The organism is Enterobacter cloacae complex sp. P14RS, from assembly GCF_014895895.1.
GTDB lineage: Bacteria > Pseudomonadota > Gammaproteobacteria > Enterobacterales > Enterobacteriaceae > Enterobacter > Enterobacter bugandensis.
In genome coordinates this window covers 192991-204874 of the sequence record NZ_JADBQM010000012.1, presented here as the reverse complement: position 1 = coordinate 204874, position 11884 = coordinate 192991, and the positions used below count along the sequence as shown (strand labels likewise).

The 11884-nt window shown below is 56.2% G+C and carries 8 protein-coding genes and 1 pseudogene; 5 read left to right on the top strand and 4 right to left on the bottom strand.

What is annotated here, in order from left to right:
- From IM295_RS11795 to IM295_RS11780, 4 genes and pseudogenes are all read left to right on the top strand, one after another.
- Positions 1-196, top strand: a pseudogene (locus tag IM295_RS11795) (prepilin peptidase); the annotation flags it as partial.
- Between the two features lie 255 nt (positions 197-451).
- Complete coding sequence (locus tag IM295_RS11790; RefSeq protein WP_193066729.1) at positions 452-3178, top strand: glycosyl hydrolase family 18 protein; 2727 nt, start codon at positions 452-454, stop codon at positions 3176-3178.
- 102 nt (positions 3179-3280) lie between these two features.
- Positions 3281-3721, top strand: a complete 441-nt coding sequence (iagB, locus tag IM295_RS11785; protein WP_193066728.1) for a type III secretion system invasion protein IagB — start codon at positions 3281-3283, stop codon at positions 3719-3721.
- Between the two features lie 133 nt (positions 3722-3854).
- Complete coding sequence (locus IM295_RS11780) at positions 3855-5681, top strand: chitinase (RefSeq protein ID WP_126300399.1); 1827 nt, start codon at positions 3855-3857, stop codon at positions 5679-5681.
- 123 nt (positions 5682-5804) lie between these two features.
- On the opposite strand, the gene IM295_RS11775 is transcribed toward IM295_RS11780, so the two are convergent.
- The 4 genes from IM295_RS11775 to poxB form a co-directional block, all read right to left on the bottom strand.
- The gene (locus tag IM295_RS11775) at positions 5805-6818 is read right to left on the bottom strand and encodes an NAD(P)-dependent oxidoreductase (protein ID WP_028012536.1); all 1014 of its coding nucleotides are present in this window, start codon (positions 6816-6818) and stop codon (positions 5805-5807) included.
- Between the two features lie 91 nt (positions 6819-6909).
- Positions 6910-8346, bottom strand: coding sequence for an SDR family oxidoreductase (locus tag IM295_RS11770; protein ID WP_193066727.1), 1437 nt, complete (start codon positions 8344-8346; stop codon positions 6910-6912).
- A 10-nt stretch (positions 8347-8356) separates the two neighbouring features.
- Positions 8357-9358 carry a low-specificity L-threonine aldolase gene (ltaE, locus tag IM295_RS11765; protein ID WP_048960566.1) on the bottom strand — a complete coding sequence of 334 codons (1002 nt, stop codon included), beginning with the start codon at positions 9356-9358 and terminating at the stop codon, positions 8357-8359.
- A 38-nt stretch (positions 9359-9396) separates the two neighbouring features.
- A complete protein-coding gene (gene poxB, locus IM295_RS11760; protein WP_028012539.1) occupies positions 9397-11115 on the bottom strand; it encodes a ubiquinone-dependent pyruvate dehydrogenase in 1719 nt (572 codons plus the stop codon).
- Between the two features lie 151 nt (positions 11116-11266).
- Here poxB and IM295_RS11755 point away from each other — a divergent pair, with 151 nt between their 5' ends.
- Entirely contained in the window at positions 11267-11701 is a 435-nt protein-coding gene (locus IM295_RS11755) for a DoxX family protein (protein WP_047368196.1), read from the top strand.
- Positions 11702-11884 lie beyond the last annotated feature (183 nt).

The window sequence follows — 11884 nt, the reverse complement described above, 5'->3', positions numbered from 1 at the left end:
GCTGGCGGCCTTAGGCGCCTGGTGCGGCTGGCAGGCGCTGCCTTCAATTGAACTTGCCGCAGCGTTGAGCGGTATCGCGGGCTATTTCGCGTTAAATAATTTAAATAAAAATAACCTCACTATTTCTTTCGGACCCTATCTGTCATTTGCTGGAATAGTCGTGTTTATTGGACAGCAGTTTGCTTTCATATTTTAAATATACAGGTCAAGTTTTTTTATAAGTTTTTTTGACGGTGGAAGAGAAGGATGTCTCTTTGCGCTCAGTGTATCGTAAAAGATATAAGCTACACGGAATTTGGGCTTGTATCTTTTTATGGAGGAATACAACGCAGCAAAACGTTTTTTGTCACGGTTTTCAGGTTGGTTAAATACGCATTACGCAAATAGACTCCATGCTCTCAAGGAAGACATGGATTATTACGTTACGAATAAATTTATCAGGAAATAAAAAATGAAATTTATGAAGCCTAAATATCTGGCGCTTTTTGTTGCAGCCGCAACAAGCTCAGTATTTGCAGCGGCGCCGGGTACACCGTCAATTACATCAGGCAATGATAAGTTTGCGCTGGTAGAGGTGGATCAGGCGGCACAGGACTACAACAACCTCATCAAAGTGCATAAAGATGGCGTTGACGTGAAGGTGGAGTGGAACGTCTGGAGCGGCGATGCCCCAACGTCTGCAAAAGTTTTGCTGGACGGCAAGACCGTCTGGACCGGTGCGGGTAGTGCCGCAGGCTCTGCAACCTTTAAAGTGAAGAAAGGCGGACGCTATCAGGAGCAGGTTGAGCTGTGTAACGACAGCGGCTGCACCAAGAGCGCCAGCAAGCTGATCATCGTGGCGGATACCGACGGTAGCCACCTGCTTCCTCTGAACACCCCGCTGCTGGAAAACAACAAAGCGTTCGCGCAGCACACCGATAAAGTGGTCGGCGCTTACTTCCCTGAGTGGGGCGTGTACGACCGTAACTTCTCGGCAGACAAAATTCCTGTCGCGAACATTAACCACCTGCTGTACGGCTTCATTCCAATCTGTGGCGGCGACGGTATTAACGACAGCGCCAAATCCTCCGGCGCGCTGGAGTCTCTGAAACGCGCCTGTCAGGGCCGCCAGGACTACACCGTGGCGATCCACGATCCGTGGGCTGCGCTGCAAAAACCTCAGCAGGGCGTAAGCAACTGGGACGACCCGTACAAAGGCAACTACGGGCAGCTGATGGCGATGAAAAAAGCCCATCCTGATCTGAAAATCCTGCCATCCGTAGGCGGCTGGACTCTGTCTGACCCGTTCTATCAGATGGATAACAAAGTGCTGCGCGACCGCTTCGTTGCGTCCGTTAAAGACTTCCTGACCACCTGGAAAGTGTTCGACGGTGTGGATATCGACTGGGAATTCCCGGGCGGCGGCGGTGAGAACGCCAAGCTGGGTAACCCGCAGACCGACAAAGCGACTTACACCGCGCTGATGCATGACCTGCGTCAGATGCTGAACGAGCTGTCTGCGGAAACTGGCCGTACCTACGAGCTGACCACGGCAATCAGTGCAGGTAAAGATAAGATCGAAGACGTGGACTACAACACCGCGCAGCAGTACATCGACCATATCTTCCTGATGAGCTACGACTTCTACGGTGCGTGGAGTAATACCGATTTGGGTCACCAGACCGCGCTGTACGGTGCGTCCTGGAAACCAGATACCAACTACACCACCGATAACGCAGTGAAAGAGATGCTGGCGCAGGGCGTTCAGCCTGGCAAGATCGTCGTCGGTGCGGGCATGTATGGCCGCGGCTGGACCGGCGTTCACGGTTACACGGGTGACAATCCATTCACCGGTACCGCGACGGGTCCAATCAAAGGGACATGGGAAAACGGTATTGTTGACTACCGTCAGATTGTAAACCAGATGCTGGGCAAACCAGGCTGGGAATACAAATACGACGAAGCAGCAGAAGCGCCGTATGTGTTCAACAAATCCACCGGTGAGCTGGTGACATACGATAACGCCCGTTCCGTCAATGCGAAAGGCAAATACGTGCTGAACAAAAACCTGGGTGGTTTGTTCGCGTGGTCTATCGAATCCGATAACGGCGATATCCTGAATGCCATGAATGAAAGCCTGCTGGGCGGCAGCTCTACGCCTGTTGAGCCGGTTGTAACCAACCATGCGCCGGTCGCTTCTGCAACCGACATGACGGTAACGGGCCCGGCGACTGTCACGCTCGACGGCTCAGCCTCCAGCGACCAGGACGGCGATGCGCTGACCTATAAATGGACGCAGGTTTCCGGCGCCACCGTGACCCTGGCGAACAGCACCAAAGCGAAAGCCAGCTTCAGCGTACCGGCCGTGACCAGCGATCAGAACCTGGTGTTCCGCCTGACCGTGACCGACGCGAAAGGGTTGAGCAACGCTATCGACGTACAGGTAGTGAACAAAGCGCCTAAGGCCAACCAGGCTCCGGTGATCAATGCCATGGAATCCGTTACCGTTGAATCCGGTGAAGCGATTTCTCTGCATGCACAAGCCTCCGATCCTGATGGCGATGCGCTGACCTACAGCTGGAGCGTACCGGCTGATATGAACGCAACGGGTACCGATACTGCTAACGTCCGCATCACTGCGCCAGAGGTGAACAATACCTCTTCTTACACGCTGAGCGTTGTTGTGACGGATGGTAAAACCAGCGTGCAGTCTAACGTGCAGGTGACTGTGAATCCAAAACCGGCTGACGTAACGCCACCGGCTGATGAGGTGACCCCTCCGGCTGACGATGTGACCCCACCAGCTGACGATGTGACCCCTCCGGCTGATGATGTGACTCCGCCATCTGACGAAGGTTCTGCAACCGGTAGCTGCGACGCGCCTGTCGATGCTAACGCCAGCAAATATGCTGCCTGGGATGCCAGCAAAATCTACAACAATGGCGATACCGTAAGCTTCGACCATCTGGTGTGGAAAGCGAAGTACTGGACGCAGGGCAACCAGCCTGGCTTCGGTGTGGATGCATGGGAACTGGTGAGCAACGTGAAGATGAACTGGCGTTCTGACCTGGTCTATAACGGCGGTGATACCACCACTTACCAGGGCAGCGTTTACCGTGCCAAATGGTGGACCCGTGGTGATAACCCGGCTAACAGCGATGTATGGGTAAAAGAAGGCGCAGCAACAGACTGCAAATAATCTAGCCCAATAAATGCTCCCCCCTTATTGGGGGGAGCAATTCAAACTTCATTTTACAGGATGTTGGCCAGGAGAAATAACCGAAAATGTCAGCAGGTAAAAATGAAAAAGTTCATCTTGTTATTATTGATAATAAGCCACGGCGCACTGGCAAACTGTTGGAATAACGCCGCGCACTATTATCATGTCGATCCTTATTTGCTGTACGCCATCGCTAACGTTGAATCGGGGATGAACCCGTATGCGGTAGGGCAAAATCATGATGGCACACGCGATGTCGGATTAATGCAAATAAACAGCTCACACTTTACGGAGCTTGAGAGAAAAGGCATTGATGAGTATCGGTTGATGGCCGAACCCTGTACCTCAATTATGGTGGGAGCGTCGATTCTCTCAAACATGATTAAGGTCTACGGTTATAACTGGGAAGCAGTAGGGGCTTATAACGCCGGATTAAAAAGAGAGAACTATCCGCAGCGTATGAAGTATGCCCACAAAGTCTGGAAAAAATATCAGGAATTGAAATTAGCAGCGCGTTATTAACGTTTTTTATTTTTGAAGAATTCCTTTTGGTGTTCTTCGAAAAGTGAAAACAGCTGTCTGTGGTTTATTTATTAATGGATTAATACATAAACCGGGATTCTTTTTTTAATCTTAACGAAACAGGAATATTGAAATGAACAAAAGGACGTTACTGAGTGTACTTGTTGCTGGTGCTTGCGTTGCACCTTTTATGGCGCAGGCTGCCTCTTTGCAGGCGACCACCGGCGAGCCGTACACCATGAAAGCCAGCGATCTGGCGAAGAAAGAGCAGGAGCTCACTAACTTCCCGCTGATGACCTCCGTTAAAGAGACGATTCAGACCCTTGATAACGCGCAGGTCGAAATGATTGAGCCAGGCCGTGCGGCGAACCCGGACAACGTTAAGCGCGTGGAAGGGATCGTGAAGGCCAGCGACTGGGATTATCTCTTCCCGCTGCGCGCTCAGGCCTATACCTACAGCAACTTCCTGAAAGCCGTAGGTAAATTCCCGGCGCTGTGTAAGACCTATAACGACGGTCGCGACAGCGATGCGATCTGCCGCAAAGAGCTGGCCACCATGTTTGCCCACTTTGCCCAGGAAACCGGCGGCCACGAAAGCTGGCGTCCGGAAGCCGAGTGGCGTCAGGCGCTGGTCCACGTGCGTGAAATGGGCTGGAGCGAAGGGCAGAAGGGCGGCTATAACGGCGAATGTGATCCGAAAGTATGGCAGGGCCAGACCTGGCCGTGCGGTAAGGATAAAGACGGCGACTTCCTGAGCTACTTCGGTCGCGGCGCGAAGCAGCTGTCCTACAACTACAACTACGGTCCGTTCTCCGAAGCAATGTACGGCGACGTGCGTACCCTGCTGGATAAACCTGAGCTGGTGGCGGATACCTGGCTGAACCTGGCGAGCGCGATCTTCTTCTTCGCCTACCCGCAGCCGCCAAAACCAAGCATGCTGCAGGTTATCGACGGCACGTGGCAGCCGAACGATCATGATAAAGCCAACGGTCTGGTCCCTGGCTTCGGTGTGACCACCCAGATCATCAACGGCGGCGTAGAGTGCGGCGGCCCGACTGAAATTGCTCAGTCTCAGAACCGTATCAAGTACTACAAAGAGTTCGCGAACTACCTGAAAGTGCCTGTTCCGGCCAATGAAGTGCTGGGCTGCGCCAACATGAAGCAGTTCGACGAATACGGTGCCGGCGCCCTGAAGATCTACTGGGAGCAGGACTGGGGATGGAGCCCGGATACGCCAAACGGCTCTACCTATGCGTGCCAGCTGGTAGGCTACCAGACGCCGTTCAGTGCGTTCAAAGACGGCGACTATACCAAGTGCGTGCAGAAGTTCTATAACGTCAATATCGTGAACGATGACGGCTCTGCCGTAACGCCGGACGAAACCCCGGTAACGCCAGCGCCAACGCCTTCAGAAGATGAAACGCCGGCACCAGCTCCAGCGCCAACGCCGGATGAAACCCCGGCTGAACCTGTTGCGGTGAACCACGCGCCGGTTGCGCAGATTGCGGGTCCAATCGGTGCCGTTGAAGCGGGCGCGCAGGTGTCTCTGAGCGCGGAAGGCTCTACCGACGCGGACGGCAACAAGCTGACCTACACCTGGCATTCTCAGGATGGCCAGACTGTGACCGGCGAAGATAAAGCGGTGGTGACCTTCAAGGCGCCTGAGTCCGCAACGGCGCAGCAGATTGAAATCAGCCTGACCGTCAGCGATGGCGAGCTGAGCAATACCACCACTTACCTGCTGAACGTGAAAGCGAAAGCGGCAACGCCATCAGGTGACGAAGGTGCTTACCAGGCGTGGAGCGCGAACAGCAAGTACAACGCAGGTGATATCGTGAACAACCACGGTAAACTGTTCCAGTGCAAACCGTTCCCGTACAGCGGCTGGTGTAACAACTCCCCGGCATACTATGAACCAGGCGCAGGTCTGGCATGGGCTGATGCCTGGACGGCTCTGTAAAAGCAAACGGCAACCGAAAGGTTGCCGTTTTAGTATTTGCACTTTCCCCTCACCCTAACCCTCTCTCCGGAGGAGCGAGGTGATGTAGGCCCGGTAAGGCGAAGCCGCCACCGGGCAAAAAGGCTAGCGGTGCAACTTCCCGTGATCCCGTAACCACGCCGCCGTGCGCACAATGCCTTCATCCAGCGTCACAATCGGCTTATACCCCAGCTCAGTCTCCGCGCGCGTGATATCCAGCGTAAAATCAAAGTTAAGCTTCGATACGCCGTAGTGCGTCAGCGCGGGCTCTTTGGCGGATTTACTGCCAAAACGCTCCATGCTGCGGGCGATCATGTCCAGCATCGGGTAGGGCACAGAACGGATACGGCAGTCGATCTGCAGTTCATCAATCAGCCGCTGCACAATGCTGCGCAACGTGCACGGTTCACCGTTGGTGATGTTATAGGCGCGACCGGAGATAAGCTTATCGCAGTCCGGCTGGCTTGCCAGCCACATGGCGTGGACGGCATTTTCGTAATAGGTCATGTCCACCAGCGCATCGCCGCCGCGCGGCAGCAGCACGCTGCCGTAGTGGTGCATCATCTGCGCCAGACGCGGAATAAACACTTTGTCGTGCGGTCCGAAGAGGCTTTGCGGGCGCAGGACGGTAAAACGGGTATGCGGGTTTGACTGCGCCAGTAGGTCGATCACCTCTTCGCTGGCCGCCTTGCTGCGGGCAAACTCGCAGGCAAAGCGAGCAGGGCGGAAATCTTCCTGCACGTCGCGATGGTGGTGATAATCAAAATAGAGCGACGGGGAGGAGATATGGATAAAGTTACGCACGCCCCAGGCGACGGCCCATTCGCCCAGACGACGCGTGGCGCGCACGTTGGCGAGATCGAAGGCTTCCTGGGTTCCCCACGGGGAGGTAAAACTGGAGCAGTGCCACAGCGTGTCGATACCGGCGAGCATCACCTTCGCCTGCGAGGAGACCAGCTCCGTCAGGTCGGCATGGACGAACTCCGCGCCCATTTTTTGCAGCAGTTTCCCCATCGCTTCGTTGCGACCGGTGGCCCTGACGCTGATGCCCTTGTTGCGCAGAAATTCGACCGCATTTCGGCCTAAGCCGCTGGTCGCCCCGGTAACCAGTACCTTCATATCAATCCACTGTGTTGAAAAGAATTTCGTGCGCATTCTTTCGTGAATTACGATGTGTTGCAATGGGAAAGGTGAAAGAAAGAGGGTTTTATTAACTTATTTTCGTCTTTTGTTCTGCCAGTTGCGCAATGCGTTTTGCCATTCCCCGGAAGATAAACAGATGGGCGGGGATCATAAACAGCCAGTAGAACAGACCCGGCATCCCGTGTGGGTGCCACCAGGCGCGAACGTCCAGTTCCCGATGGTCGCCTTTGTCCTTGAGCGTAAAGCAGAGCCGCCCCAGCCCCGGCGCCTTCATGCCGAACAGTAGCGCCAGCTGTTTTTCCGGCTCGACGACGATCACCTTCCAGCTGTCGACCGCATCGCCTGGCTTAAGATACGGATGCGCCGGGCGGCCTTTCGCCAGCCGGTGACCGACCAGCAGATCCATCGCACCGCGCGTCTGCCAGAGGATATTGCCGAAGAAATAGCGCTCTTTGCCGCCGATCTGGTTCACCACCTCCCACAGCGCGTGAAGGCTGGCAGAGGTTTTTACCGTGCAGCCCGCCTGTTTCGGGTAATAGCCGTACTCAGGGCGCCAGCGGGCAAAGGCCTGCGCGTCGTAGCCCCAGTCGCTGGAGTTCACCAGCTTCTCTTCTTCTTTCAGCGTATGCCGCACCGCGTCGTCAAAGCGGTTCAACGCCTGGGGGATTAATGCGCGCAGCGCACGATCGTCCGCCAGCAAATCGTGTTTTAGCCCCTGGATCAGTGCTTTGGCAGTCGTCGGGGGAACCGAGGTGATCACATTCAAAAACCACACTGAAATCCAGCGGGTCGGGAAGGGGATGGGGATCAGCCAGCGGCGGCGTCCGCTGACGCGCATGAAATGTTCGAACTGCTCCTGATAGCTCAGCACTTCCGGGCCTGCCGCCTCCAGCACGCGGTGTTGCTCTGCCGGGTGATCCAGCAGGGCCACCAGATAGTGGAGCAAATTCTCCAGCGCAATCGGCGTGGTGCGCGAGCGCACCCAGCGCGGCGGGGTCAGCACCGGCAGGTTGTAGACCATATCGCGCATTACTTCGAAGGCGGCGGAACCCGCGCCGACGATGATCCCGGCGCGCAGTTCGGTGACGGGAATATTCGCCCCGCGCAGCGTGTCTGCCGTCAGCTGGCGGGCGCGCAGATGGTCGGACTGCTCGTGTTCGGGCGCCTGGAGCGAGCTTAAAAAAATCACCTGCTTCACCGGCGTTTGCAGCAGGGCATCGCGGACGTTCATCGCCACCTGCCGCTCGTGGGCAATGAAATCCCCGCCTTCGCCCATGCTGTGGACCAGGTAGTAAACCGTGTCGACCCCTTCCAGCAGCACGGGGAGTTCCTTCGGCCAGTTGAGATCGACGTTGTGACAGGTCACGCCAGGCAAACCAAGCTTTTGCAGGCGCTCGGTATTGCGTGCCGCTGCCCGCACCTGATGCCCCTGCTGGCTTAATGCAGTAGTGAGGTGCTGACCGATATATCCGCTGGCGCCGAGCACCAGAATACGTTGCGGCACGTGATGCTCCTTAACGCTGTAAAAACGCCTGCCAGTGTTTCACCACGTCCGCCAGCTGTTCGCGGCTCACGTCGAGATGCATCACCAGGCGCACGACCGGGGAGGCGTTGATCAGCACGCCACGCGCTTTCATAAATTCACCCAGCGCAGCGGCGTGCTCGTCGCCCACGCGCACAAAAAGCATGTTGGTGTCGTGACGCATCACGTCCGCGCCGATCTCGCGCAGCTGCGTTGCCATCCACGCGGCGTTGTCATGATCGTCCTTGAGGCGCGCCACGTTATTTTTTAATGCGTACAGTCCGGCAGCCGCCAGAATGCCCGCCTGACGCATGCCGCCGCCGGTCATTTTACGCCAGCGGTTGGCGCGCTTGATGTAGTCTGTGCTGCCGACCAGTAGCGAACCCACCGGCGTGCCCAGCCCTTTCGAGAGGCAAATGGTGAACGAGTCGCAATATTGCGTTATCTCTTTCAGCTCGCAGCCGTACTCCACCACGGCGTTGAAAATGCGTGCGCCGTCGACGTGCAGGCCGAGCCTGCGCTCGCGAGTGAATTCCCACGCTGCTTTCAGGTATTCGCGCGGCAGCACTTTACCGTTGTGGGTGTTTTCGAGGCTGAGCAGCCGTGTGCGGGCGAAGTGAATATCGTCAGCTTTGATTTTTGCCGCGACTTTATCCAGCGGCAGGGAGCCGTCCGGCGCGGCGTCAATCGGCTGCGGCTGGATGCTGCCGAGCACCGCCGCGCCGCCAGCTTCGTACAGGTAGTTATGCGCACCCTGGCCGACGATATACTCTTCGCCGCGCTCGCAGTGGCTGAGCAGTGCCACCAGGTTAGCCTGCGTGCCGGTCGGCAGGAACAGCGCGGCCTCCTTGCCGCTCAGCTCTGCCGCATAGCGCTGCAGTTCGTTGACCGTCGGGTCATCGCCGTAGACGTCGTCCCCGACCGGGGCGGCCATCATCTCTTCGAGCATGGCGCGGCTCGGGCGGGTAACGGTATCACTACGCAAATCAATCATTTCACATCCCTTTATTTTAAGAGGTCATGCGAAACGTTTTACCTGAGCCAGTTGGTTTTTGCCAGTTCGATCACTTCGTCACCGCGCCCGCTGATGATGGCGCGCAGCATGTAGAGGCTAAAACCTTTGGCCTGTTCCAGCTTGATCTGCGGCGGGATCGCCAGCTCTTCTTTGGCGACGACGACGTCAACCAGTACCGGACCGTCGATGGAGAAGGCGCGCTGCAGGGCTTCATCCACCTCTGAGGCTTTCTCCACGCGAATACCGGTGATGCCGCACGCTTCGGCGATGCGGGCAAAGTTGGTGTCGTGCAGCTCGGTGCCGTCCGTCAGATAGCCTCCGGCCTTCATCTCCATCGCCACGAAGCCCAGCACGCTGTTGTTAAAGACCACGATTTTCAGCGGAAGCTTCATCTGCACCACCGACAGGAAATCCCCCATCAGCATGCTGAACCCGCCGTCGCCGCACATCGCCACGACCTGACGCTCCGGTGCCGTCGCTTTTGCCCCCAGCGCCTGCGGCATGGCGTTGGCCATCGAGCCGTGGTTGAACGAGCCGAGCAGGCGACGTTTGCCGTTCATCTTCAGGTAGCGCGCCGCCCAGACGGTTGGCGTGCCGACGTCGCAGGTAAAAATAGCGTCGTCGTCCGCAAAATGGCTGATCTGCTGCGCCAGATACTGCGGATGAATGGCTTTGTCGCTCGGTTTGGCGAGGTCGTCCAGCCCCTTGCGCGCGTCGCGATAATCGCTCAATGCCTTATCCAGGAATTTGCGGTCGGTTTTCTCTTCCAGCAACGGCAGCAGGGCGGCAAGGGTGGATTTAATATCGCCGATAAGCGCCATATCGACCTTGCTGTGCGCGCCGATGCTGGCCGGGTTGATATCAATCTGAATGATTTTGGCATCCGTCGGGTAGAACGCGCGGTACGGGAACTGGGTGCCGAGCAGGATCAGCGTGTCGGCGTTCATCATGGTGTGGAAGCCGGAAGAAAAACCGATCAGCCCGGTCATGCCCACATCGTACGGGTTATCGTATTCGACGTGCTCTTTGCCGCGCAGGGCGTGGACGATGGGCGCTTTGAGCTTACCGGCAAATTCCAGCAGCTCTTTATGCGCGCCCGCACAGCCGCTGCCGCACATCAGGGCGATATTGCTGGAGTAGCGCAGCAGCTGCGCCAGCTTTTTCAGCTCCTCTTCGGCTGGCGTTACCACCGGCTGCGGGGCGTGATACCAGTGGGTGCTGGCCCCTTCAGGCGCAGCCTTGAGCGCCACGTCTCCCGGGATAACGACCACGGAAACGCCACGGTTTAGTACGGCTTTGCGCATGGCGATCGCCAGCACCTGCGGGATCTGCTCCGGGGATGAAACCAGCTCACAGTAGTGGCTGCATTCACGGAACAGCTCCTGCGGATGCGTCTCCTGAAAATAGCCGCTGCCGATTTCGGAAGAGGGGATATGGGCGGCAATCGCCAGCACCGGCACGTGGTTACGGTGGCAGTCGAACAGGCCGTTGATCAGATGCAGGTTGCCAGGCCCACACGAGCCTGCACACACGGCCAGTTCTCCTGTGAGCTGCGCTTCGGCACCGGCGGCGAAGGCAGCGACCTCCTCATGACGGGTCGGCATCCATTCGATGGTTTTCATCTTGTTCAGGCTGTCGCTGAGCCCGTTCAGGGAATCGCCGGTCACGCCCCAGATACGTTTTACGCCAGCCTGTTCGAGCGTTTTCGCTATATATGCAGCCACGGTTTGTTTCATGGTTGTCCGTCTCCTTTTTGTGATATCGCTTACAAGCTTAGAAGAAAGTCACTGTATTGCCCGTCAAATCCCCCCAATTAAAAGGTGCTTTTCACGCGCCACGCTTAGGCATAATCTGGTGATGCCTCAGTGAAAACAGGAATCATTTCAAATGGTTAAATCATTGTTAATTGCTGTTAATGAAAAGCTATCGTACGACGATCTCGGCAAACTCTTGTTACGACTTGCCGTCGGTGGGCTGATGCTTTTTCACGGTTTGCATAAGCTGTTTGGTGGCGTGGGCTTTATCAGCGGCATGCTGGTAGAGAAAGGGCTGCCGGGATTTATTGCCTACGGCGTGTTGATTGGCGAAGTGGTGGCACCGATCCTGATTATTGTCGGGCTCTTTACGCGCCCGGCCGCGCTGGTGCTGGCGTTTACGATGATCGTGGCATGGCTGATGGTGGGAGTGGGTGAAACGTTCGCGCTCGATAAGGTTGGGGCATGGGCGATTGAAAGTCTGGTGTACTTCTTTGTTGGCTCGCTGGCGGTGGCGTGTTTAGGGGCAGGGCGGTTTGCGTTAGGGAAAGCGCCTGCGTGGCAATAAAGCTGGGTGCTAAAAATATAAGGGTCTCTGGACCCTTTTTTATTGATGGTTTTTAAGTCTTTGATTTTATTAAGCGGAATTATTTGTGATGAAAAAAGGGTTTAAAGGGTATTTTTTAGGGGAATTCTTTATCTGACAAGGTGATAGGTGTAGATTGTTCCAGTTCACTGCCGTACAGGCAGC

Coding starts and splice junctions, on each gene's coding strand:
- IM295_RS11790 (WP_193066729.1), top strand. CDS start 452: ATGAAATTTATGAAGCCTAAATATCTGGCGCTTTTTGTTGCAGCCGCA.
- iagB (WP_193066728.1), top strand. CDS start 3,281: ATGAAAAAGTTCATCTTGTTATTATTGATAATAAGCCACGGCGCACTG.
- IM295_RS11780 (WP_126300399.1), top strand. CDS start 3,855: ATGAACAAAAGGACGTTACTGAGTGTACTTGTTGCTGGTGCTTGCGTT.
- IM295_RS11775 (WP_028012536.1), bottom strand. CDS start 6,818: ATGAAGGTACTGGTTACCGGGGCGACCAGCGGCTTAGGCCGAAATGCG.
- ltaE (WP_048960566.1), bottom strand. CDS start 9,358: ATGATTGATTTGCGTAGTGATACCGTTACCCGCCCGAGCCGCGCCATG.
- poxB (WP_028012539.1), bottom strand. CDS start 11,115: ATGAAACAAACCGTGGCTGCATATATAGCGAAAACGCTCGAACAGGCT.
- IM295_RS11755 (WP_047368196.1), top strand. CDS start 11,267: ATGGTTAAATCATTGTTAATTGCTGTTAATGAAAAGCTATCGTACGAC.